Genomic DNA, 24,868 nt, shown 5'->3' on the forward strand with positions numbered 1-24,868 from the left:
TTTTATTTAACTACATGTTTGTTTAAAATTCTATAGCTTTCTTTTATCACCTCTGGATCTTTACGCATTTTCCAAATAGTATCTGAGGCATTTTTTCTAGTTACACCTATATCTACTATTGGTTTTGGGTAATCATTACCAAGAGTAAACCCATACATTTTTTGTTCTAAAGCTGTCATTTTGTATGGTTCGTGCTTAAACGCTAATGGTAATCCTTTAAGTTCTGGTATCCATTTTGAAATAAAAACTGCTTCAGGATCGTGCTCTAAACCATTTTTTACTGGGTTATAAATTCTAATCGTATTAATTCCAGTTTCTCCTGCCTGCATTTGCAACTGAGGAAAGTGAATTCCTGGTTCAAAATCTAAAAACAATTTTGATAAATATTTTGATGCTTCTTGCCATGGTTGCCAAAGATTGTGTGTAAAAAAAGACACTAACATAGCTCGCATTCTAAAATTCAAATATCCTGTATGAATTAAACAACGCATACACGCATCAATAAATGGAATACCTGTTTTTCCGTTTCTCCATGCATATATGTATTTTTTAGTAATATTTTTCTTTAACTTATGAAACCCTTTATTGATACTTTCTTGCTCCATTATACATTCCATTTCGAATTTCTGGATGAAATGTGCCTGCCATTTAAGTCTTGAAATGAAAGCATCTATTGCTCTTTTATTTCTTGAACTAGAACGAATACTTATTGCTAACTGATATACCTCTCTTACTGAAACATTCCCCCAAGCAATATAAGGTGACAGTCTGCTACAGCTCTCTCTTGCTTCTGTTGGCTTTGAAATATTTTTTGCATACCCCTCATACCTTTTGTTAAAAAAACTATGTAAATACTTAAGAGCCGTAGCTCGTCCTCCTTTTTGAAATAGCTTTTCTTCTTCTGTATCTAAATTTACAATTATCAAGTTTTTTGCTATTTCTTTTATTTCTGTTATTGTTACAAAAGAAACATTTGTTGAATCAAATATTATCTGACTTGATTTCATGTAGTTTTCCCAATCCTCTTTCCAACCTTCTCTGTTTTCTCGCCCCCTAAATACTCCATTATGAATATTTTCTTTCCATTCTATTACATTATTCTTACAAAACCTTTTAAAGGTTTTATCTCTATTATAAGTTGCAAGAATACCTGTTTCTATATGAGAGTAGACATTAGTAACATTTGACACCGACATTAAATACCTAAAAAAAGAAAGTACCTCTGAGTTTACTGTTAAAACCTGTGTATTATACAGCAACAACTCTTGGTTTATATCTCGTATAGATTCTTTAACAAAATCCCAATGTCTTTTAGAATAATGTTCATCTTGTATAATGCTTTCTTCAAAAATATAAACAAATAATATTTTCTTACCTGAAGTTATTGCATTAAAAACAGCCTCGTTATCCTGCAACCGAAGATCTCTTTTAAACCAAACTACTGCTATTTCTCCTGTTATTTTCAATCCAATGTGCGCTTTGAATCAAAAATACAATTTTTGTTTAATTAATAAAAGAAATAATTAAACAAAAAAATCAATAACTATTAATTTTTTGTTTAATTGTTTTTGCTTTTTCTAGAATTTCTGAGAAGTCTTTTGATATTTCCATTTTTTGCATTAAAGTATACATCATACGCATTCGGTGGTTATTTTTCAACTTCTCTTTATTTTTATAAAGAAAATCCCAATACAAAGTATTATACGGACACGAATCTTCTTCTGTTTTTGTTTTGTAATTATAAAAGCATTCTTTGCAATAATTACTCATTTTATTAATATAACTTGCGCTAGATACATAAGGTTTTGTGGCCACTATCCCACCATCCGCGTACTGACTCATCCCTCTTGTATTTGGTAATTGCACCCACTCTACAGCATCTATATATACTCCTAAATACCAAGCATCTACCTCATCTGGATGAACCTCTAACAATAACGCTAGGTTACCTAAAATCATAAGACGCTGTATATGATGCGCGTATGCATTATTTAACGAGTTTTTTAACGATTGCTTCACACAATTCATTTTTGTTTTTCCTGTCCAAAAAAAATCTGGTAATGAAACTTTATTATTAAAAAAATTCTTTTTTTTAAAATCTTCTCCTAATTGCCAATAAACACCTCTCATATACTCTCTCCATCCTAATACTTGACGAATAAAGCCCTCTGCCTGAGAAACGGCTATTGAAGGTTTCTTATAAAACACATCAACAACCTTCTCTACAACTTCTCTCGGGGTTACTAATTTTAAATTAAGAGCAAATGATAATCGAGAATGAAACAGAAAATCTTGTGATGAATGCATTGCATCTTGATAATCTCCAAAAAACTCTAACAAATTGTCACAAAAAAAATCTAGTTGCTTTATTGCTTGTTCTCTATTTATTGGATAAGTAAAAGTTAATGTTTCTTCTCCAAATGTAACCACTTCTGCTTCATTAAGCTCTTTTAATAATGCTTTACAGTCAATATTAGTCTCATAAGGCAAAGGAACTAATTCATCTTGATTCCATTTTTTTCTGTTAGATGCATCATAATTCCATTTACCGCCAACTGGTTCATTATTTTCTACAAGTATCTTATGCTTTTTCCTCATATAGCGATAAAAATCTTCCATAACTGTTTTCTTTCTACCTTCAGAAAACTCTTTTAACTCATTCCTTGTAGTGTAAAAATGTTCTGTATCATACGATTTAACTGGTATCTGTAAGCTCTTGAGTTCATTTTTAAATTGCACATCTAAACGAAACTCGTCAGGCAACTGATATTCAATTTTTGTAATTGAGTATTTTTTTTGTAATACTTTAATATTTTTTATAAGATTGTGCGTGTTATGCGAATCTGATATTTTAAAATACTCTACTGCGTGACCTTTCTCTTCTAGTTTTTTAGCAAAACTCCTCATTGCTAAGAAAAAACCTACAACTTTTTGTATATGATGTTTTACATACTCCGTTTCTTGCTTCATTTCAAACATAGCATACACTACTTTTTTGTTTTTTTGCTTAAACCAGCTATGAGATTCGTTTAACTGATCACCTAAAAGCACTCTAAGTATTACGTCCATTACTTATCAATCCATTTAGCTCTAAATTCCCCATACTTATCATATGTATTAGCTTGCCATTCTATATCAAACTTTTTACTCTCAGAACTATTTCCTACTCCTGCTATATACATCCAGTTACCATAATTACTGTGCGGATCATAATCTACTAACAAAGATTCAAAGTAGGCTGCCCCAATCCTCCAATCTTGCTGTAAGTTATGTACAAAATAAGATGCTACGTTTTGCCTTCCTCTATTACTCATCCAACCTGTTTTTCTTAACTCTATCATATTAGCGTTTACAAAATCGGATGTAGTATTACCTAAAACCCAATTTTTTATCACCTTATTATCATGAATACTTAGTATCGTTTTTTTCTGAATACCCCCTAATTTGAAGAAGTTATTTTTGTGATAACGAACTGCATGTTTAAAGAACTCTCTCCATAACAACTCAAAATACACCCAATATGTTGATGAATTTGCCTCATATTCGTCTTCAAATCTCTTTAGTTCTTTATAAATTGTTTTTACACTAATAGATCCATTAGATAACCAAGGTGAAAATTTTGTACTACAATTTATTCCTAATAAATTATTTCGTGTTTTCTTGTAGTCAATCACTTTTTTTGTTTCAAAAAAATAACTTTTCAACCTTACTAATGCTTGCTTTTCTCCTCCTTTAAAAGGAAAAGAATTTCCTAAAAATTTTTCTGCACGAGAACAGTTTGGTATTTCAAAAAATGCCTGAGAATATATATCCTGATAGGGTAAATGATAATTTAACTCTGTGTCTATATCTAATTTTTTTTCAACTTTATTTCTAAAAGATGAAAAAGACAACGGGTATTTTTTGTTAAATAACGTATCTATTTGATGTGGCTCATACAAATATTGATTTGTTACCCTTATCTTTTTTACCTTACTACCAACTACTTTTCTTACTCTCTTTTCTATATCTTTTTCATCACTAGTTTCATCTTCTTGATAAACTAGCGTAGTAATTAAGAAATCGTTTTGAATCTCTCTAACAACGGTTTCTGTTTTTTTTAACCCTACATAAAAAGGTATATTATATTTAGCTAAACTCTCCTTTAATTCTTTTAATGTTTCAATTAAAAAACAAAGACGGAATTTTCCTGTTCTCTCAAAAGAATATTGACGTTTAAAAAACACAGGATCAAACGCATAAAAAGCCACCAAATAACGTTTAGTCGCTATTGCTTCTTTTAACAGTTTGTTATCAAAAACTCTTAAATCATTTCTAAACCAAATTAAGGTGCATTCTTGTTTTTGTTTTTCCTGCATTTTTTACTACAGTATTTTACTTCACTCCAACTAGCTTCCCATTTCTTCCTCCATGAAAAAGAAAGCCCACAAACTTTACAAATTTTGGTTGGTAAGTGCTGTTTTTTCAATTTTAAACAAATTATTTTGACAAAAAATTAATGAGTTGCTTAAATATAAGTCCATGAAACGGTAAAACAGCAAACCAATAAACTCTACCCCATATTCCTTTAGGTCTGAATACTGCTTTTTGATAAAGTAAGCCGTCTTTAATAACATACTCTAACCATGCCTCTCCTGGTAGTTTCATTTCTGCAAAGAGCAATAAACGTTTATTATCTTTATCCGCTAATAACACACGCCAAAAGTCAAGCGCATCTCCTGGCTCTAACTCAGTCGGATCTCTTCTACCTCTACGCAGCCCAACACCTCCAAAAACTTGATCTATAAAACCTCTTACTTTCCATAAAAAAGTAAATTTATACCAACCTCGCTTACCTCCTATTTCCCATATTTTCTTAAGTGTTATGTTTTCATCTGAAACTTTTCTGATTCTTTCATCAATAAAGCACCCATACTTGGGAAGGTTTATGTATTGAAAATATTCTTTTCTAAAAACACCACTTACCTTAGCATCTTTCCAACTTGATATAACGGAATTTTGCGCTATTTTAACAAAAGCTTTTTTTACCGCCTGTTTATAAGTAATAGGTGTTACTTCAATTATTTCATTAATATTGCTTTTACTCCCTATAACCTCAACGGTCATACTATCTACGAGTGATTTTGCCAAATTAAACGAAGTTGAGGTAACAAAGTACAACCAATAAGATGATAGCTTTGGTGATAAAAATGGCACTGTGAATATAATTCTATTTAACTTTCTTACCTCAGCAAACTGTAATAACATTTCTTTATATGTGAGAATTTCTGGACCATAGATATCAAATGATTTATCGTACACTCTCTCTTCTAATAACGATTTTGTTAAGTATGTTAAAACATCTCTTATTGCAATAGGCTGTGTTTTTGTATACAACCATTTTGGAGTTACCATTACAGGAAGTTTTTCTACAAGGTCTCTTATAATTTCAAATGACGCACTACCACTTCCTACTATTATTCCTGCTCTAAAAGTTGTTACTGCATACGTTTTTGATTGTAGTATTTTTTCTACCTCATATCTCGATTTTAAATGCTTTGACAATGAATTATCGTTTACAATACCACTCAAATACACAACCTGCTTACACATAGTTTTTTCTAATAGACTCTTAAAATTATTTGCACAATCCGATTCTAACTTAGAGAAGTCACTACTACTTGTAGACATAGAGTGTATCAAATAATAAGCTGCATCAATATTTTTAGGCAGCTCTTTTTTAGGCTTTAAGAAATCTATTTCTAGAAAAGATATTTGTGTATTATCTTTAAATTCTAATGGAATTCTACGTACATCTCTAACACAGCATACAAGTTCATGCTGTTCTGATAACAGCATAGGTATTAATCTTTTACCTATATAACCCGTTGTTCCTGTGATTAGAATCCTCATTATTATTTTGGTCTTTGATAAGACAGTCTTTTATAATTCTCTGCTACCATATAGGTATCCAACCCATTAATTGCAGCTACTTTTTCTTTTGATAAGTTTAAAAAACCATCTTCTGAAAGCATAGAGTCCTTAAAATACAAATCAGTAACTTCTCCTAACACTAAAATAGTTCCATTAACTTTTATATAATGCTCTTCTAAAAACTTCATTCCTATTTGTAAGGGTGATTCCGCAACAAAAGGAGCATAAAAACCATTCTTAAACTCTTCTGACAATGTTGTTTTATCAAATTCTGAAATCTCTGACGGGTATTTAGCAGAAGTATGATGTGCCTCCTCAATCATTACTTCATTAATAGCATTAATAGTATAATACCCTGTTTCTTTTATATTGTTATACGTATTCCTAACAACGGTTGTGGGACGTAATACAAACCCTAAAATTGCTGGACTTGAACCATAATGCACCACCGAACTAAAAACTGCAACATTGGTTATATTATCAGTTGATTTTGTTGCAATAAGGTTTGCTGGTTTATAACCAGAAATACTGTTCATCAAGTTTATTTTATACAGATGAGGAAACTCGTCTATTTGCTGACGTGTAATATGCATTATATCGTATTAAAATTATTAATTTTTACCTTGTTTGCTTTTAAATCGTGCATTAGGTTATATAAACCAAAAAATGTTCGATTAATGTAAATGAAGTGTTTTGATCCTCTATTTCCGTTCATCTTTTTAAGCTCGGTACTCTTGGCATATTTCTGACCTAAATCTGCTATTTTCCCGAAGAACTCCTCATCTGAAAAATCAAATTCTTCTTGCTGAAAAGGTTGTGTAAAGAGTGATAACATTTCATAAAACAATGCTTTAAAAAAGGTTATTTCTTCTGGTGTATCATCTTTTCTCAAGATTTCTAACTCATAGAGTTTACTTTCAAAAAAAGCTGGATTATCTATATTTTCTCTTTTTGCTAGTTCGAAATAAGGCACATAAAAACTTTCAGGAACTTCTTTCATACATCCAAAATCGATAACAATCAATTCATTTGATTTAGACACTAAAAAATTCCCTGGATGCGGATCTGCATGTACCTTTTTTAGCTTGTGCATTTGATACATGTAAAAGTCCCACAAAGCTTGCCCTAGTTTATTTGCAACATCTTCTGGTTGCTCATTTTTAGTAAACTCTGACAGGTGAACTCCATCCATCCAATCCATCGTTAAAATTCTATCTGATGACAAATCTGGATAGTATTTTGGAAATTTTAAGTTTGGAATATGTTTACAGGCATGAGCAATTTCATTACTCTGCGCAAGTTCTAATTCGTAATTAGTTTCTTCCAAGAGCTTTTCTTCAACTTCTTTAAAATATTCATCTGAACCTTCTCCTTTAATGTTAAACATTTTCATCGCAATAGGTTTCACCAATGCTAAATCGGTTGAAATACTATCAGCAACCCCTGGATATTGAATTTTTACAGCTAGTTCTTTTCCATCTTTAGTGGCTTTATGAACTTGTCCTATACTTGCTGCATTTACTGATTCTGCTGTAAACGTATCAAAAACTTCGTTTGGTGTTTTACTGAAGTATTTTTTAAACGTTTTGATTACTAAAGGTCCTGATAATGGTGGAACTGAAAATTGTGATAATGAAAATTTTTCTACATAAGCATTGGGCAAAATATTTTTTTCCATGCTTAGCATTTGTGCTACTTTTAATGCTGACCCTTTTAGTTCTTTTAATCCATCGTAAATATCAGCAGCATTATCTTCATTAAGTTGCTTTTTAGCTTCCTCTTCTGATTTAGTGATTTTATTGCCGTAGTACTTGGCATAATTTACACCAACTTTCACTCCTGTTGAAACCAACTTGGTAGCTCGTTCTATTTTTGACGTAGGTATTCTGTTTAAGGTTTTCATGTCATTGGTGATTTTTCCTTCCACAAAAATTTCGCTAAATCAATCACACTTTTTACAGGTGCTATTTGTTGAATATCAAAACTTGCCTTTACTGATTTTTCTATAAATAAATCTGTTTTCTCAAAGTTTGATGACTCATCTTCTATCCAAAACTTTAAAATAAGCAATAGCTGCATCCAATACCCCTCTACAATAGTTTTATCTTGAATTTTGTTGATTTTATCATTTTTAAAATCAATTTTTTCAAGGCTTATTTCATTTACAAAATGAATAAACTCAGTACGCAGTTCCTGCAATACTTTTAATTTCGAAAAATCTGTTTTTACCCTTTTTAACTGCGCCAATACATACGACCTATTTATTGTTAATAATTCAAAAAAGGTAAAATAGAAACTTAATAGTTTATCTTTTGGCAAATAGTCTTTATAAGCTTCTGTTTTGTGTAGTAAATGAATGGTTTCTTTAGCGAAAATTCCGAAAACAGCTTTTTCTAAGCTTTCAAAGCTTGAAAAGTGTTTATAAAATTCCGCTTCTTCAAAGTTATTTTCTTTCGCAAAAGAAAATATTGAATTCGGTTGACCTGATAATAGTACCGTATTCATATACCATTCTATTATTTTTTCTTGTGTTATGTTCTTTTTTTTGGCCATAGTTTAATTATTTAATACAATATATGCGTTGAGACTAGTTGCAATCGTCATCCATATTAAATATGGAAGTATAAATAGAGTATACCACCTTACTTTTTTTAAATACTCAAAAGTGAAATACCCAATAAGTAGCCATAATAAAGCGATTACAACCAAGCCTAATTTTGTTAAATGTTGATTAAAGAAAATATAGTTCCAGCTTACGTTTAAAATCCACTGATCTACATATAAAATGAGTACCTTTTTGTTTAAAAATTCATGCTGAAAACTCACTTTTGTCATGTATACAGAAAACAATACCATAATGATTGTCCAAGCTACTCCAAAAACCCAGCCTGCTGGTGTCCATGGAGCTTTATTTAAAGACAAGTACCAATCTGTTCTTGGTCCTTCATTCATTAACCAAACACCAATACCTAAGGCTGAAAGGTTAGCTATTAAGAATATTAAAAAACGTATGTATTTATTTTCTTTCAAGTTTTCTGTTTTTTAAGAAATTAAAAATTAACTGTACTGAAAATAACATTGTAAATGCATAAAAAGCATCTTCTACAGGTATCGTAAAAATTCTAAAATCTAAATTCTCTGCGTTATTGTACCAAACTACCGGTTCTTCTATAAAGCTTCCTGTTAAAATTCCATTGACTAGTAGAAAAGGAATTAATATTACCAAGAAGCTAGGGTAGTATTCTTGCAATGTATTTAAATGATTTTTTAGCGCATAACCTAACAAAAGTAAAAACAGCACAAAATTTACTGTGGTGTACCACTTTCCGAAGTTAAAGATCAACAATAAGCTAACTAAAACAATGAGGAAAAAGCTTACAATTACTGTCCCAGGTTTTGACATTTTAAATTTTGGAAATAAAAACTTCAACGCTTCATGTGTAAACAAACATGCATAGGGTATACAGAAAAAAAACATCCATTCTTCTATTGGCATATTCAGCAGTTTTAGCGATAAATGATAGTCTGGATTAAATCCCCATACTCCCATTTGCGTAAACCAACTGTCCCAGATTAAAAAAAACAAGGCGACTAACAAAATACTAAGCGCTGCCTGTTTGAAATATTGTATAAAGTGTAGTTTTTTTTCAAAAACACTATATAATAGCGGAATACTTAAACTGCCTAGATTTAATATTAGATATAAATACTGACTCACTGTCTTTTATTAAAATATTTAAAGGGCACAAACAACATACCGAAACATTCTCCGTCGTGTTTCCCCAAATGTTTATGATGAATTTTATGTGCTTTTCGCAATCCTTTTAAGTATTGATTGTTTGTTTTGTCGAACCACTTGAACCTTCTGTGAATTAACACATCATGCACCAAGAAATAAGCAATACCATAAAATAATATTCCCAGACCTATGAAAAACAAAAAGTTTAACTCTGGTCGAATTCCGAAGTAAAATAATAACATACTAGGTATTGCAAAGACAACAAAAAAAGCATCGTTTTTTTCAAAAACATGCGGATATCCTGGTTGATGATGATCTTCATGTAAGTACCAACCAAACCCATGCATCACATATTTATGCGTGCACCAAGTAACCCCCTCCATAACAATAAACGTTAGTGTAGTTACTGCTATGTAAATTACTATATTCATAATGATGTATTGTTAATTATATATGTATGTAAATAACTTACACTGTCTTTTTTTTGAAGCACTTCTTTTAAAAACTGCTTGTCTTTTTTAATAGAAGATGTATATCCTAAAACACTTGGTGTATTTTCTTGTATTATTAACCTTAGATACCTTAGGTGAACATTATTAGGATTCTTTAAAATCAACTCTTCTAATTTGTTTTTATTTGTGTTAAAAACTTTTAGTTTACTCCAAGGCATTATTTTATATTTTGCCTGTTTCATTTCAAGAGAAATTATATAGCCTTGAATACTCACTTCTTTACTATTTTTATAATTGGCTATATAGGCTAACTCAGCTTCTTTTGTAACTAATTCATGGTATTTTTTAACATGATTAGGTGCATTATTGAAGCTTATTATCGACATAAATAACAGTACTCCTAAGATACCACTTTTTATCATAAAAAGTTTAATTTATACCTTACATAACTTCTTGCTAGAAGATTAATTTTCATCGGGTTTGAAATTCGAATCCTTGTGTCCATGATTTTTGTTGAAGGTGTGTTTTTTAGCTTTTTTAATAGTTTTTTGTAATACCTATATGCCATATATACTCCAAATTTTGCTTCAACAGGCAGCTTTAAAATTCCGTTTTTATAAGCAACATCAAAATCATCTTCTATTTCTTTAATAATTGCATTTTTTCCTTCTGTACTTAAATCTCCAAAATTGATATTTGGAAAGTAAGACCTATTCAATTCGTTAAAATCTTCTTTTAAGTCTCTTAAAAAATTTACTTTTTGAAACGCTGACCCTAAACGCATTGCAGGCTCTTTTAGCTCCTCATATTTTTGCTGATTCCCATTTACAAAAACCTTTAAACACATTAACCCTACAACATCAGCAGAACCATATATATATTCATTATACTCTTCTGTAGTTGTATATGCTGTTTTATACAAATCTGCTTTCATACTTTTTAAAAAAGCCTGAACCTGCTTATCAGAAATTTTGTACTTATTTACAGTATGTATAAACGAGTTTAAAATAGGGTTTAAACTAATTCCTCTATTTTTAGATTCGTAATAATCTCTTTCGAACTTTAATAATAATTGTTTCTTATCGTACTGATGAAAAGAATCTACTATTTCATCCGCAAAGCGTACAAAACCATAAATATTATAAATATCTGTACGTATTTTTGGTGATAACATCTTCGTAGCTAACGAAAATGAGGTGCTGTATTTTTGAGTTACTAACTTACTACATGCATAAGAAACCTCATCAAATAATTGTTTCATCTTTATACGTTTTTAAAATTAAATCTGAAGCTATTTTTCCTGAAATTAAAGACGGAGGAACTCCTGGTCCTGGTACCGTTAATTGTCCTGTAAAAAATAAATTCTCTACTTTTTTACTTTTTATTTTTGGTCTTAAAAATGCTGTTTGTGTTAAAATATTTGCCAAACCGTAGGCATTTCCTTTATACGAATTATATTCCTTAATAAAATCATTTACACAAAAGCTTTCTTTAAACAACACATGTTTTTTTACTGATTGATTTGTTAGTCTTTCTAACCTCTCTATTATAATATTAAAATAACGTTCTCTTAGCTCCGGAGTATCTTCTATACCAGGCGCCAATGGAATTAAAAAAGTAGCAGCCTCTTTTCCTTTAGGCGCAAAAGAACCATCTGTAATTGAGGGAAAGCTAGCATAAAACAATGGTTCTTTTGGCCAACAAGGAACATCATATATTGTTTTCGCATGCGCATCAAAATCTGTATCAAAAAACAAGGTATGATGACATACATTTTTTAACTTCTTGTCAAACCCTACATAAAAAAGCAAAGATGAAGGCGCAAATGTTTTTTTATCCCAATAACTTTCTGAATATTGCCTTAAATATTTAGGCAGTAAAGTTTCAGTATGATGATAATCTGCTCCACTTAACACTACATCAGATTTCATTAATTTTCCATCTACCGCAACCCCAACTGCTTCACCTTTATCGTTTACTACAATTTCTTCAACATTTACATTGGTTTGAAATTTCACACCTAAGCTCGATGCTAGTGTAGTCATAGCCTCAATTACTTTATACATTCCTCCTTTTGGGTGCCATGTACCTAAGCCAAAATCGGCATAATTCATAAAATTATAAAACGCTGGGGTATTACTTGGTTTTGCCCCCAGAAACAACACTGGAAATTCTAAAATTTGAATTAGTTTTTTACTTTTAATTTTCTTTCTTACCTCATGTCTGATAGTAGAAAAAAACTGAAATATCTTTCCCATAGTAACTGGAGTTACCAACTCTAAGGGAGAAACTCCTGGCTTATAAACTAAATCATTTATAGAAACATCATAATTATATTTTGCTGATTTTAAAAAAGACTTCAGGTGTTTTGAACTTCCTTTTTCTTCTTTTTCAAAAACCTCATAAATCTCCTCTAATGTTCCTGGAATTACTATTGAATCTTTTTCTCCAAAGTATACTTCATAAGCAGGGTTTAATCTTTCTAACTCATAGTAATCTGAAGGTTTCTTTTCAAAGTCTGCAAAAAACTTTTTAAAAACATCTGGCATCCAATACCATGTAGGCCCTATATCAAAAGTAAAACCTTCTCTTAATAACTGCCTTGCTCTACCACCAATTGTGGCATTTTTTTCCAAGATTACCACTTTATATCCAGCTTTTGCTAAATAGCAAGAAGCTGATAAAGAAGAGAAACCTGAGCCTATTATATATACCTTTTTTTTCAAATTATTTCTTATAAAGATAATTAAAATTAATTGCGAACAAAAAAATCGCTCGCAATCAATACATTAAATTAAGTTTATGGTAAAAGAACACTATCTACTACATGAACTACACCATTTGTTCCTTGTACATCTGTCAATGAAATTACAACAGATTGTCCTGAACTTGTTTCTAATTTTGCTCCATTTGATAAATCAACAGTCACTATACTTCCATCAAACATTGTGATTTCTTGATTATCACTTAATTCATCTGATTGCACATTTCCTCCAGCAAATACATGATATTTTAACACTGCCTCTAATGTTGCGATTGGAATATCTGCTAACGAATTCCAAGAATCGTTACTATCTAATAACGCTTGAAATGCATCATTTGTTGGAGCGAATATTGTATAAGGTCCTTCTTGACTTAACAAAGAAACAAAATCAGTAGTATGACGGCTATCTGTTAAAGCTGCAACCAAAGAGGTAAAACTACTATTATTCAACGCTAAGGTTACTACATTAGCTGGCAACATTACCTTATCAATTGTGTGTATAACTCCATTTGAAGCCATAATGTCTGTAGCAATTGGCTTTGAATCTCCATTAAACTCTACTGCTCCATCAACTTCCACTTGCAATGACAACATTTCATCGTTTGGACCTGTTGACAATGTATTTACGTAGGTATTGGATAAATTAGCTGCCTTTACTTCTCCACTTATCACATGAAACAACAACACTGATTTTAATGTTTCTACCGGAATATCATCTAATGAGTTCCATGAGTCATTACTATCTAACAACGCTTGAAATGCCGCGTTTGTAGGCGCAAAAACCGTAAAAGATCCTTCGGCTTGTAACGCCGATACTAAATCAGCTTTTTGTAAAGCAGACACAAGAATACTTAAATTGGAATCTGCAACTGCTACATCAACTATAGTTTTGGGCTTTTCTATCACTGGATCATTATCATCGCTACACGATGTTAACAAACCAAAACTTAAAAACAGCCCCAAAAAAAACACAGAGGTTAAATTCTTTACTTTCATAATTCTACACTTTAAAATTAATGCTTACTCTTTTTATTTTTATAGTCTATTTTTCAGCCTCGATAGACTTTGTTTATTTTTAAACTAAAAACATTAAACAAAATAAGTTTTTGCCAAAAAAATGTGCTTTAATTTCAAAACACACTTCAAAGTTACTTATTTTGTTTAACAAAAACAAAAAAAAGTTAAACACAATATTAAAACCGTTCTAATAACGCCACCAAAGAAGGATACATGGTTATTTTCGCTTTAAAATCAATATGACTAACCGTCATCGCTTTATTTCCTATTGCTATTAGCTCATGATTAGTATTTTCTAACATTTTGTCTATTTCAAAAAAATATTCTTCTACTTTATCTTCATATGGCTGAACAGTCATGGAAGTAATAAAACAAATTTTTGTTTCATTTTTAAAAAAGTAGTTTAAGTTATCTAAGGGTAAACTTTGCCCTAGATAAATAGTATTATACCCCCTTAATATAAGCTCATAATTTAAATACATAAGCCCTAATTCATGAATTTCATTTTCTGGAAGAAACAACACATAACTTGTATCTGAGTTATTACTAACGTACTCTAACTTCTCTATGTTAATCTGAATTTTTTGTATGATTAAATTAGATATGAAGTGTTCATGTGCTGGCAATAAGGTATCTGTTTGCCATAATAACCCTACATGATTTAAAAAAGGAATAAAAACATCTTTAAAAACCTCTCTAAAAGTCTTTGTTTTCAACAATCTATTGTAAGCATTGTTAAATAATATTTTATCGAATTGAAACATTGCTAACTTAAAAGAATTAACAGCTTCATCGTTTACTGCCATTTTAAAAGCTAACTCTCTTGCTTTTAAAACAATAGTATCATCAGACATTTCTGCTATTTTAGAAATCTTTATACTATTTTTATTCAACAAGACAACATTTAGTAATTTCTGTAAATTTTCTGAAGAGTAATAACGAATATTGGTATCGGTTCTCTCTGGCGATAACAGATTGTAGCGTTTTTCCCAAATTCTAATTGTATGAGCTTTTATTCCTGAAATATTTTCAAGATCTTTAATTGTAAAAACTGATTTTATATTGTTCAATGTATTCTTAATTCTTTTGAACAAAGATACGAATTTTAACGAATTACAAACCTACACCACTTCTTATGAAGATTTTATACTTATTTTTGATTGTTATTTTTCTTTAAATTTATGAATCTTCAAACGCGAATACCACTTACGAAGCAAAAGCATAATCAAATTAATTATCAGTCAAAACTACTTTTACTTGGTTCTTGTTTTTCTGAAAATATTGGCGACAAACTTAACTACTACAAGTTTCAATCAAAACAAAACCCTTTTGGTATTTTATTCCACCCTAAGGCTATTGAAAACTTAATTACAAAAGCATCAAACAAAGAAGAATATACCGACAAAGATGTTTTTTTTCACAATGAACGATGGCACTCTTTTGAAGCACATTCAAGTTTAAGCGCTATAAATAAAAATGGATTATTAAACAGCTTAAATTTATCCATACAACAAACTTTTGAGCAACTACAAAACACCACACATCTTATCATTACACTAGGTACAGCATGGGTATATAGAGAAATTGCCTCGGATAATTTTGTAGCCAATTGCCACAAAGTTCCTCAGAAAAAATTTTTAAAGGAATTATTAAGCGTTCATGAAATTTCTGAAAGCTTAGAAGCTATTAACTCTCTTGTTAAGTCAGTAAATAAAAACATTTCAGTTATTTATACGTTATCTCCTGTACGACATTTAAAAGATGGTTTTACAGAAAACCAACGTAGTAAAGCACACTTACTTTCAGCTATTCATGAAGTAGTGGAACCGAGAAATGCTATTTACTATTTTCCTTCATATGAAATTATGATGGATGAATTACGTGATTATCGTTTTTATAATGAGGATATGATTCACCCAAATAAAACTGCTGTGAATTACATATGGGAAAAATTTAAACAGGTTTGGATTACAGAAGATTCATGCAAAACGATGCAGCAAGTCGAAACCATTCAAAGAGGAATAAACCACAAACCTTTTAACTCAGAATCTGAAGCTCATCAGTTATTTTTGAAAAAACTACAACAAAAAAAGGAAACACTTTTACAAGCATTTCCTTTTATGAATTTTTAATCTTCTTATTTTATTTCACTAAATATTGATCAACATTTTGCCAAGGCCCTCCGTTAATTACATCAATCCCATGGTTTTGTAAAAACTCTGCTGCTTGCCCGCTTCTACCACCACTTCTACATACTGCAATTACTGGCTTATCCCACGATTTAATTTCCTCTACATTTGTAGGAATCGTAGCTAAAACAATATGCTTAGCTCCTTCACTATGCCCTTCATTCCATTCCGCTAAAGTCCTTACATCTAAAACAACTGCTCCTTTAGCTAAATATTCCTGTATTTCGTTACTCATATTCTTCTTTCTAAATAAATTAAATAATCCCATTTTATACTTCTTGGTAATTTTCCAACAAAAGTAAACCGTTTTCTATTAACGTAGTGTAACTCTTGTTACTTTTCATTTCTTCAAGATATTCACGTAACGCTCCTTTTATTGAAAAATTGTTTAGTGTTGCCAATTCTAACAGCTCTAACGACAACAACCAATCATTTTTATAATTTGATTTTACTTCTGTAAAAATTTCCTCAATGTCTTCCTCAGAAACCGTGCCACCTTCCCTTAGTTCTCTTACTCTGTCATATAAACTATATAACTTTCTATCTGAATCAGAATATTGAATTTTGTGCGTTTTGGTTTCCGATACTTTTCCTACATCCCCAAATGAAGCCACATCTGCAGGACCTGCAAAAGCAGATACCACCTCTACACCCACAGCCATATCGTATACTCCCCAATCTGAGTGAAATAACAACGTGTCTCCATGAGTTACTGTACAGCCTTTAAAAGAAATTAGTAAAATCCTACCTCTTAAATCCCTTGTTCCTGTAATTACTTCTCCTACTACTTTTACTCCACCTTCAAACTCTAAGGTAACCTGCTCTCCTTCATAAATACCATAAGCTTTCAAATCTCGCGGACTCATATTCTCTATTGGAATATTAATCCCTTTTAACTTACCTATTGGACTTCCAAAACCTTCTGCATGATAATTTGTTCCGTGACCTATTAATTCTTTATCTCTATTTGCTAACGCAGTAGGACCAGTTGTTTGTACATAAATGGCTTTATTATTCTCATCAGTTATTACATTGGTAAAAATCCCTGACACTTGAATACCTGTACTCAACTCGATAGTTCCTAAATTTTTAGAATCTATCAATTTTTCTATTCCTTTTAATCCACCAGTTCGTATTGCCATTTTATTAGCAAACTGCTCCAACACTAAACTTAAATGAGCAAAATCTGGAGTAACAAACAACTGAGGTTGAGGTTTTGTAATATCAAAACTTACATTCGCAGCATCTAATGTATATGAAACTTTTTCGACCTCATCTTTCATACACCATTTACTCTCTCCAATAGAAGACAATAACCCTGCTCCATAAATTTTTGGATTTTCTAGGGTCCCTATCAATCCATACTCCACTGTCCACCAGTGTAAATTTCTAATTTGAGCCATTTCTGAAAGCTCTCCCATGTTATTTTGCAACCACTCAACTTGTTCTTGTGCTTCATCAATATCTTTTTGAGTAGAATTAGGATCTTCTTTTAAAATAGACAACAAGCGAATAGCTTCATACATTTCGTAATCTTTTGCTGAAGAAATCGCTTTTGCGCCAATTTCACCAAAACGGCGTAAATATTCAGCATACTCTGGATTTGCTATAATTGGTGCATGTCCTGCGGCTTCATGAATAATATCAGGAGCTGGCGTGTATTCAATATGATCTATCGTACGCATGTCAGACGCAATCACTAACACATTGTACGCTTGAAATTCCATAAAAGCATTCGGTGGTATAAATCCATCAACAGATACTGCCGCCCAACCTATTTCTTTTAAAATACGATTCATTCCTTGCATGTGAGGAATTTTCTCAACGGAAATGCCTGTCTTTTTCAATCCATCTAAGTACGAAGCATGCGCTACTTTCCCTAAATAATCTACATTCATACGCATTACATAACGCCATACAGCTTGGTTTTGAGCCGTATATTCATCATACGGTTGTTTTACCACGAACTTATGTAAATGCTTGGGTAACTTCTTAGTAACTTCGTTTAACTCAAAGTGAGGCTCCATAATGTTGTTTGTTTTGCTGTGTAAATTTAAGTTTTTTATAGTTCACAAAAAATTGATATCCGTTAAATTATATATTTTGTACTTTTACTTTCGGGACTAATAAAACAACTTATTGATGAAAATTAAAGGAGGTTTAAAAACTCGTTTGCTTGTAGGTATAGCTATTGTTGCTTTTGCTTATCTACGCAAATGCAGTCAACAAGAGGTAAACCCTTATACAGGGAAAACACAAGCAGTTAGTTTATCTCCAGAACAAGAAATTGCTATTGGACTACAACAAGCTCCTATGATGACTCAGCAACACGGAGGCTTGTATCCTAATGAAAATGCTCAAGTACTTGTAGATAAAGTAGGTGCAAAGCTCGTAAACAACACGGTAGCTAAAAAATCAGGTTACCAATTCGATTTTCATTTATTAAGAGATGAAAAAACAATCAATGCTTTTGCCTTACCTGGAGGGCAAATTTTTATAACTCATGCTTTATTCACTCAATTAAAAAACGAAGATCAACTAGCAGGTGTACTAGGTCATGAAATAGGACATGTCTTAGGAAAACATTCTAACGAACGAATTACCGATGCTAATTTTTGGAAACTTTTAACCATGGGAGCTTCTGTCGGCGCTGATTTAGGAGAACTGGCGAATAGTATTGGACAACAAACTTTATTAAAAAACGGTCGTGGTGATGAATTAGAAAGTGATGAGTTAGGTGTTAAATTAATGATTGATGCAGGTTATAACCCTGAAAACTTGATTGGCGTAATGGAAATTTTAAAGGCTGCAGCTGGTCCAAATAGAGTTCCTGAATTTCAAAGCACCCACCCTGACCCTGAAAATAGAATTGAAAAAATTAAAGAAGCTATACGTAAATATAAAAAGTAATGTTGTTACTGTAACATTTAATTAATCGAGTACACTAATAATTATATATTTAAATTAGTTGCTATGAGTTTCAGTGGGTCAGTATCATCAATGATTACGAGTTTAAAAAACAATAAAAGAAAAAGAACTAGCGCTTTTGAAAAGTTAGAACGTTTTCAAAAAGAAAAAAACGACAAATTATTTTTTAAAAAAACTGCTAATGAAAAGCAGCTTAAAAACATTCGTTTAAAGATAAAAAGACAACAACAAGTTAATTTTATAAAAAACATTCTGGCTTTGATAGCCACCTTTTTAACATTACTTTATATTATCTCATTAGTTTAATCAATATAAAAAGGTTGAATTTTATAAAAAATCCAACCTTGTGTTAATAACAGATCCCCTATCTTCTTGTTACTTACCTTGAATAATATTGTAATTTATTCCAACACCTACAGAAGAAGGAGAAATACCATCAGACGAAACCCCTTGGTAATACCCGAAAATATTCCACTCGTCGTTGTGATACCCTATTTCTGGCCTGTAATAAAATCCACCAGTTTCACTTCCTTCAGTAAAAAAAGCATACCCTAAATCCGTTCCTAAAAAGAAGTTTTTTGTTGGGTAAAACCTAAACAATCCTGCTACAGGGATTAGTCCTGAATCAGAGAATTCAATAATACCTTCTTCTTTCCCAAAATAATGAGTATACCCTGTCGAAGCTCCTATAGCAAAACTTTCTGCATTTAAAAACTGATATTTCAAATCAACCCCCAAAACAAAAGAAGAAACATCAGAAGCATCACCAACAGGAGCACCTCCATGGATTCCTAATTTCAACCAATTTGTACCTTCTCCCACTTGAGCATTCGCAACTGAAAAACTCGTTATCGCTATTACTAATAAAATTATTTTATTCATATTATTGTTTTTTTAGTTACGTAGCAAAACTACCTCAATAACTTTTTCAATTTTACCTCTTTTGACATAATTATTAACCCAAAAGATTTTACTTTTAATACAAAGAAGTAAATTTGTAACATGAACAAGAAAGTAATTTTAATGATTTTGGATGGATGGGGGATTACCCAAGACCCAAAAGTATCGGCTATATACAACGCAAAAACTCCATTTATAAATTCGTTATACAATAAATTTCCACATGCACAATTAAGAACCGATGGAGAACATGTTGGTTTACCAGTAGGACAAATGGGAAATTCTGAAGTCGGACATATGAATTTAGGTGCTGGTAGAATTGTATATCAGAATTTAGCCAAAATTAACAAAGCTGTAAAAGAAGGAACTTTAGCACAAGAAAAGGAACTTCTAAACGCTTTTGAATACGCTAAAACAAACAATAAAAATATCCATTTTTTAGGATTGGTTTCTAATGGAGGAATTCATTCTCATATTGATCACCTAAAAGGTTTGCTATCTGCAGCTAACAATTTTGGTTTAGATAATGTATACCTACACGCTTTTACTGACGGTCGTGATTGTGATCCTAAATCAGGAAAGTATTTCATCAACGATATTCAAGAACACATGCAAGAAACTACGGGTGAATTGGCAACAATTACTGGTCGTTACTATGCAATGGATCGTGATAATCGTTGGGAACGTGTGCAACTTGCTTACGAAGCTTTAGTAAACGGAAAAGGAACTTTTTCTTCGGATGCTCCAGCTAGTATTCAACAAAGTTATGATGCAGATATTACTGATGAGTTTATCAAACCAATAGTAATGGTTGATGAAAGTCAACAACCAAAAACTGTAATTAAGGAAGATGACGTTGTTATTTTCTTCAATTTTAGAACAGATAGGGGTCGTCAATTAACAGAAGCTTTGAGCCAAAAAGATTTTCCTGAATTCAACATAAAAAAACTACCGTTATATTTTGTTACCATGACAAGCTATGACGATACTTTTAAAAACATCCATGTTATTTACGATGGAAAGAACATTGAAAACACTTTGGGTGAAGTATTAGAGTCAGCTGGAAAAAGTCAAATTAGGATTGCTGAGACAGAAAAATATCCACACGTTACTTTCTTTTTCTCTGGTGGAAGAGAAGATGAATTTACAGGAGAAAAACGTTTGCTTTGTCCATCTCCTAAAGTAGCTACCTATGATTTAAAACCTGAAATGAGTGCTTATGAAATTCGCGACGCTATTGTTCCTGAACTACAAAGCGGTAATGTTGATTTTGTATGTTTAAACTTTGCTAATGGTGATATGGTAGGACACACAGGTGTTTTTGAAGCTGCTGTTAAAGCTTGTGAAGCAGTTGACAATTGTGTTGAAGACGTAGTAACAACTGCGTTAAATAATGACTATACCACTATTTTAATTGCTGATCATGGAAACTGTGAAACAATGATTAACCCAGATGGAACACCACATACAGCACACACCACAAACCCTGTTCCTATGATTTTAATTGACAAGGAGTTAAAATCAATAAAAAGTGGTATTTTAGGCGACGTTGCTCCAACCATTTTAAAATTAATGGGTATTGAGCAACCTAAAGAAATGACACAACATTCGCTTATTTAAAAATATATCTTATGAAATGAGCCATAACAAGAAGTTGACACCAACCGAAAAGATTATTGGCAAATTACATCTGATGTATTAAAAACAATAAAAATTAAACAGATGAAAAAAATCGTATACCTTTTTATAGCCTTAATTATTATTTCTTGTGCATCGACACCAAAGAACCTAGCAACAAAAAATGAAAATGGAAATTTAGTTGGTATTGCTACTAAAAAAGACTTTCAACAAGAACCATACGGAAGTGAGTGGTTCAACGATTTTTATTCATATTACGAAACAGATAAAGCTACCGTAGAAAAACTAAAACCATATTTAAAAGACATAAAAATAAAAAGCTTTATGGGAACTTGGTGTGGAGATAGTAAAAGAGAGATTCCTAATTTTTATAAAATCTTAGACGAAGCCGAATTCGATTATAAAAACCTTGAATTAGTTACAGTGAACCGTCAGAAAAAAGCTAATGGTTTAGAAGAAGGTTTCAATGTAATTCGAGTTCCAACCTTCATTTTTTATAAAGACGGAAAAGAAGTTGGTCGTTTTGTAGAACACGCTATTGAAGGTAGCTCAGTTGAAGAAGATTTCTTAAAAATACTATCTGGTCAAGAATACAAACATCCATATCAAAAATAACTGTAAATTTGCGCCTCAATATTTTTACCATGATTAAACCAAAAACTAGAGAAGAAATTGAATTAATGCGCGAAAGTGCTTTAGTAGTATCAAAAACCTTAGGTATGCTTGCCAAAGAAGTAAAACCTGGTGTTACTACATTACAACTTGATAAACTTGCTGAAGATTTTATTCGTGAGCAAGGAGCTATTCCTGGTTTTTTAGGTCTATATGATTTCCCTAATACACTTTGTATGAGCCCAAACTCACAAGTGGTTCATGGAATTCCAAATAACACACCTTTACAAGAAGGTGACATCATCTCTATTGATTGTGGTGCTATAAAAAATGATTTTTACGGAGATCACGCTTACACGTTTGCTGTAGGTGAAATTGCTCCTGAAACTCAAAAACTACTTGATATCACTAAAGAAAGTTTATATGTAGGTATTCGTGAACTTAAAGTAGGAAATCGTGTTGGTGATGTAGGTTTTGCTATTCAAAACTTTACTGAAAAACATGGTTATGGTGTTGTTCGTGAACTAGTAGGGCACGGTTTAGGTCGTAAGATGCACGAAGACCCAGAAATGCCTAACTATGGACGCAGAGGTCGTGGTAAAAAATTTATAGAAGGAATGGTAGTTGCTATTGAACCTATGACCAATATGGGAACTCATAAAATCCGTCAACATAGTGATGGATGGACAATTACCACTTTAGATGGTAAACCATCAGCACACTTTGAACATGATGTAGCCATAGTTGATGGTAAACCAGAGTTACTATCTACCTTTAAGTATATTTACGATGCTTTGGGTATCGAAAGTAATGAAGAAGACGAATTTAGACAACAACCATTAGTTATATAATTTGTGTCTTTATTTAAAACGATACTTAATACTATTCCTAGACCTATATTAATCAAAGCCAGTTATTGGGCTCGTCCCATTATTACTTGCTGGTTAAAAGGAGATAACTTTACAGATCCGATTGACGGAAAATCATTCAAAAAGTTTTTACCTTACGGATATGGAGTTCAACGTAAAAATGCACTTTCTCCTTCTACTTTGTCATTGGAAAGACATCGTTTAATGTGGCTTTTTTTACAACAGGAAAGTAACTTCTTTACTTCCGATAAAGAGTTAAAAGTATTACATATCGCTCCTGAGCAATGTTTTTTAGATCTTTTTAGAAAACAAGCGAACCTAGAGTATACTACTTCTGATTTAGAATCACCTATAGCAGATGTAAAAGCAGATATTTGCGACCTTCCTTTTGAAGACAACTCTTTTGATGTAGTGTTTTGTAATCATGTGCTGGAACATATCCCTGACGACACAAAGGCGATGCAAGAATTGTATCGAGTAATGAAAGTTGGTGGATTTGGTATTTTTCAAATTCCGCAGGATTTATCAAGAGAAGTTACTTTTGAAGATAATTCTATTACCGACCCTAAAGAACGCGCAAAAATATTTGGTCAGTACGACCATGTACGTGTGTACGGTCGTGATTATTTTAATAAACTACGTTCTGTAGGATTTAAAGTTGATGAAATAGACTACACAAAAAAAATCGCTCCAGAAAAACTAGAACGATTTGCTTTAATGAAAGGCGAAATTTTGCCTGTATGTTACAAAAACTAGTTTACGAATTCTGCTAGTTCTCCTGCTTCATTATGATATAACAACACCACTTTAAGCTCTGGATGTTCTTTGAGAAACTCTTTTGTTTTTTCTAAACCCATTGCTAAAAAAGCCGTTGCATAGGCATCTACATCGGCGCAGTCACCTTTTAATCGAACTGACACACTTAACAAATTACTCTCTTCTGCTAGTCCTGTTTTGGCATTTACCGTGTGTACTATCTTTTTTCCTTCAGTATTTAACTTGTACTTTCTATAATTCCCTGAAGTTGCCATAGATTCATTATCCAGCTCAATTATTTTTTGAACAGAACGTGTTCCATCAGCATTTGGCTTTTCAATCGCTACTTTCCAAAGCTTTCCGTCTTTTGTTCCTCTAGCTCTAATCTCTCCTCCTATTTCTACTATGTAATCATCAATGTTTTTCGACTCTAAAAACCTCCCAACAACATCTACTCCATAACCTTTAGCAAAAGCATTAACATTAAACTCTATATTTTCACTATCTCTATGAACTTTTCTGTTTTTTAACACAACTTTATCAAATCCTACATTCTCCATCAAAGCCGCTATTTCTTCAGAGGTCAAATCTTTCTTTTCTTTTCCTGAGCCAAAGCCGTAAGCATCTATCAATCTACCAATCGTCGGATCAAAATAACCATCAGTTTCCTTGTAAATTCTTTTAGCCTTTTCAAAAACTTCTACAAACATATCATCAACTATTACAGTGGTGTCTCCTTGGTTAATTTTTGAAATATCAGAAGTAGGCATGTATGTAGACAATGATTTGTTTACCAAATTAAACAAACTATCAATAGGTTTTTGATAATCAACCTTATTCAAATAGGTTATATGATATGTAGTCCCAAAAACAGCTCCTTGTAATTTAGTTATCTTTTCTTTTTTTTCTTCCTTACAAGCTATTACTAACAATAATGAAACTACTAAAAGCGTTATCCTTTTAATCATCTTTAAAAAAATTAGTCACAAAAATAACGTATTCACACTTCATAAAAGATTGTTAATTCTCTTTTTTGTGTCTTCATTTTTATAAATTTGCTTAACTTTTAATAAATACATCTAAAAAAATCA

The 24,868-nt window shown here is 31.7% G+C and carries 26 protein-coding genes; 6 read left to right on the forward strand and 20 right to left on the reverse strand.

Features of this window, described 5'->3' with window-relative positions; translation table 11 throughout:
- Window positions 1-2: 2 nt before the first annotated feature.
- The 16 genes from AC3VJB_RS10250 to AC3VJB_RS10325 form a co-directional block, all read right to left on the reverse strand.
- On the reverse strand, window positions 3-1,466 hold the full coding sequence (locus tag AC3VJB_RS10250; protein WP_497667107.1) for a cryptochrome/deoxyribodipyrimidine photo-lyase family protein: 1,464 nt from the start codon (window positions 1,464-1,466) through the stop codon (window positions 3-5).
- A gap of 70 nt (window positions 1,467-1,536) precedes the next feature.
- Complete coding sequence (locus tag AC3VJB_RS10255; protein ID WP_497667108.1) at window positions 1,537-3,069, reverse strand: cryptochrome/photolyase family protein; 1,533 nt, start codon at window positions 3,067-3,069, stop codon at window positions 1,537-1,539.
- Window positions 3,069-4,358 (reverse strand): DASH family cryptochrome, encoded by a 1,290-nt coding sequence (locus tag AC3VJB_RS10260; RefSeq protein ID WP_173358843.1) that lies wholly within the window; start codon window positions 4,356-4,358, stop codon window positions 3,069-3,071. Before AC3VJB_RS10260 ends, AC3VJB_RS10255 begins: the two co-directional genes overlap by 1 nt.
- Window positions 4,325-4,468, reverse strand: coding sequence for a DUF2256 domain-containing protein (locus AC3VJB_RS10265; RefSeq protein ID WP_073182036.1), 144 nt, complete (start codon window positions 4,466-4,468; stop codon window positions 4,325-4,327). The genes AC3VJB_RS10260 and AC3VJB_RS10265 overlap by 34 nt, the downstream gene beginning before the upstream one ends.
- An 11-nt stretch (window positions 4,469-4,479) precedes the next feature.
- Window positions 4,480-5,892 (reverse strand): SDR family oxidoreductase, encoded by a 1,413-nt coding sequence (locus AC3VJB_RS10270; protein ID WP_047790023.1) that lies wholly within the window; start codon window positions 5,890-5,892, stop codon window positions 4,480-4,482.
- A gap of 2 nt (window positions 5,893-5,894) precedes the next feature.
- Window positions 5,895-6,449 (reverse strand): flavin reductase family protein, encoded by a 555-nt coding sequence (locus AC3VJB_RS10275; protein WP_231128376.1) that lies wholly within the window; start codon window positions 6,447-6,449, stop codon window positions 5,895-5,897.
- 56 nt (window positions 6,450-6,505) lie between these two features.
- Window positions 6,506-7,816, reverse strand: a complete 1,311-nt coding sequence (locus tag AC3VJB_RS10280; protein ID WP_497667109.1) for an ABC1 kinase family protein — start codon at window positions 7,814-7,816, stop codon at window positions 6,506-6,508.
- Window positions 7,813-8,466 carry a TetR family transcriptional regulator C-terminal domain-containing protein gene (locus AC3VJB_RS10285; RefSeq protein ID WP_497667110.1) on the reverse strand — a complete coding sequence of 218 codons (654 nt, stop codon included), beginning with the start codon at window positions 8,464-8,466 and terminating at the stop codon, window positions 7,813-7,815. The genes AC3VJB_RS10280 and AC3VJB_RS10285 overlap by 4 nt, the downstream gene beginning before the upstream one ends.
- A 3-nt stretch (window positions 8,467-8,469) precedes the next feature.
- The gene (locus AC3VJB_RS10290; protein WP_047790019.1) at window positions 8,470-8,943 is read right to left on the reverse strand and encodes a TspO/MBR family protein; all 474 of its coding nucleotides are present in this window, start codon (window positions 8,941-8,943) and stop codon (window positions 8,470-8,472) included.
- Entirely contained in the window at window positions 8,930-9,631 is a 702-nt protein-coding gene (locus AC3VJB_RS10295) for a lycopene cyclase domain-containing protein (protein ID WP_497667111.1), read from the reverse strand. Before AC3VJB_RS10295 ends, AC3VJB_RS10290 begins: the two co-directional genes overlap by 14 nt.
- Window positions 9,628-10,083, reverse strand: a complete 456-nt coding sequence (locus AC3VJB_RS10300; protein WP_172644857.1) for a sterol desaturase family protein — start codon at window positions 10,081-10,083, stop codon at window positions 9,628-9,630. Before AC3VJB_RS10300 ends, AC3VJB_RS10295 begins: the two co-directional genes overlap by 4 nt.
- Window positions 10,080-10,526: a hypothetical protein gene (locus tag AC3VJB_RS10305; protein WP_159508953.1), complete on the reverse strand. Its 447-nt coding sequence runs from the start codon at window positions 10,524-10,526 to the stop codon at window positions 10,080-10,082. The genes AC3VJB_RS10300 and AC3VJB_RS10305 overlap by 4 nt, the downstream gene beginning before the upstream one ends.
- The gene (locus AC3VJB_RS10310; RefSeq protein ID WP_167713004.1) at window positions 10,523-11,365 is read right to left on the reverse strand and encodes a phytoene/squalene synthase family protein; all 843 of its coding nucleotides are present in this window, start codon (window positions 11,363-11,365) and stop codon (window positions 10,523-10,525) included. Before AC3VJB_RS10310 ends, AC3VJB_RS10305 begins: the two co-directional genes overlap by 4 nt.
- Window positions 11,349-12,830, reverse strand: coding sequence for a bifunctional phytoene desaturase/3,4-desaturase (crtID, locus tag AC3VJB_RS10315; protein ID WP_159614254.1), 1,482 nt, complete (start codon window positions 12,828-12,830; stop codon window positions 11,349-11,351). Before crtID ends, AC3VJB_RS10310 begins: the two co-directional genes overlap by 17 nt.
- Before the next feature lie 74 nt (window positions 12,831-12,904).
- Entirely contained in the window at window positions 12,905-13,864 is a 960-nt protein-coding gene (locus AC3VJB_RS10320; RefSeq protein ID WP_349264616.1) for a fasciclin domain-containing protein, read from the reverse strand.
- A gap of 197 nt (window positions 13,865-14,061) precedes the next feature.
- Window positions 14,062-14,979 (reverse strand): MerR family transcriptional regulator, encoded by a 918-nt coding sequence (locus AC3VJB_RS10325; RefSeq protein WP_073182055.1) that lies wholly within the window; start codon window positions 14,977-14,979, stop codon window positions 14,062-14,064.
- Window positions 14,980-15,066: 87 nt separating this feature from the next.
- Between AC3VJB_RS10325 and AC3VJB_RS10330 the strand changes: the two genes are divergently transcribed.
- Window positions 15,067-16,017 (forward strand): GSCFA domain-containing protein, encoded by a 951-nt coding sequence (locus AC3VJB_RS10330; protein ID WP_497667112.1) that lies wholly within the window; start codon window positions 15,067-15,069, stop codon window positions 16,015-16,017.
- A gap of 10 nt (window positions 16,018-16,027) precedes the next feature.
- Here the strand turns inward: AC3VJB_RS10330 and AC3VJB_RS10335 are convergent, their stop codons facing one another.
- Both AC3VJB_RS10335 and AC3VJB_RS10340 read right to left on the reverse strand, forming a co-directional pair.
- Window positions 16,028-16,309, reverse strand: coding sequence for a rhodanese-like domain-containing protein (locus tag AC3VJB_RS10335; protein ID WP_073182694.1), 282 nt, complete (start codon window positions 16,307-16,309; stop codon window positions 16,028-16,030).
- 34 nt (window positions 16,310-16,343) lie between these two features.
- A complete protein-coding gene (locus tag AC3VJB_RS10340) occupies window positions 16,344-18,101 on the reverse strand; it encodes an aromatic amino acid hydroxylase (RefSeq protein ID WP_497667113.1) in 1,758 nt (585 codons plus the stop codon).
- 115 nt (window positions 18,102-18,216) lie between these two features.
- On the opposite strand from AC3VJB_RS10340, the gene AC3VJB_RS10345 reads away from it, so the two are divergent.
- Entirely contained in the window at window positions 18,217-18,984 is a 768-nt protein-coding gene (locus AC3VJB_RS10345; RefSeq protein ID WP_047790010.1) for a M48 family metalloprotease, read from the forward strand.
- Window positions 18,985-19,377: 393 nt separating this feature from the next.
- On the opposite strand, the gene AC3VJB_RS10350 is transcribed toward AC3VJB_RS10345, so the two are convergent.
- Window positions 19,378-19,884: a hypothetical protein gene (locus AC3VJB_RS10350; protein WP_047790008.1), complete on the reverse strand. Its 507-nt coding sequence runs from the start codon at window positions 19,882-19,884 to the stop codon at window positions 19,378-19,380.
- A gap of 120 nt (window positions 19,885-20,004) precedes the next feature.
- Here AC3VJB_RS10350 and gpmI point away from each other — a divergent pair, with 120 nt between their 5' ends.
- The 4 genes from gpmI to AC3VJB_RS10370 all read left to right on the forward strand — a co-directional run bounded on the left by gpmI (window position 20,005) and on the right by AC3VJB_RS10370 (window position 23,777).
- On the forward strand, window positions 20,005-21,522 hold the full coding sequence (gene gpmI, locus AC3VJB_RS10355) for a 2,3-bisphosphoglycerate-independent phosphoglycerate mutase (RefSeq protein WP_497667114.1): 1,518 nt from the start codon (window positions 20,005-20,007) through the stop codon (window positions 21,520-21,522).
- A 102-nt stretch (window positions 21,523-21,624) separates the two neighbouring features.
- Window positions 21,625-22,155 carry a thioredoxin family protein gene (locus AC3VJB_RS10360; protein ID WP_053056730.1) on the forward strand — a complete coding sequence of 177 codons (531 nt, stop codon included), beginning with the start codon at window positions 21,625-21,627 and terminating at the stop codon, window positions 22,153-22,155.
- A 29-nt stretch (window positions 22,156-22,184) separates the two neighbouring features.
- Window positions 22,185-23,003, forward strand: coding sequence for a type I methionyl aminopeptidase (gene map / locus AC3VJB_RS10365; RefSeq protein ID WP_047790005.1), 819 nt, complete (start codon window positions 22,185-22,187; stop codon window positions 23,001-23,003).
- A gap of 3 nt (window positions 23,004-23,006) precedes the next feature.
- Window positions 23,007-23,777, forward strand: coding sequence for a class I SAM-dependent methyltransferase (locus AC3VJB_RS10370; protein WP_497667115.1), 771 nt, complete (start codon window positions 23,007-23,009; stop codon window positions 23,775-23,777).
- On the opposite strand, the gene AC3VJB_RS10375 is transcribed toward AC3VJB_RS10370, so the two are convergent.
- Window positions 23,774-24,745, reverse strand: coding sequence for an FAD:protein FMN transferase (locus AC3VJB_RS10375; protein WP_047790003.1), 972 nt, complete (start codon window positions 24,743-24,745; stop codon window positions 23,774-23,776). The genes AC3VJB_RS10370 and AC3VJB_RS10375 overlap by 4 nt on opposite strands.
- Between the last annotated feature and the right edge of the window lie 123 nt (window positions 24,746-24,868).

The sequence above is a fragment of the Tenacibaculum sp. TB-53 genome (assembly GCF_059716285.2).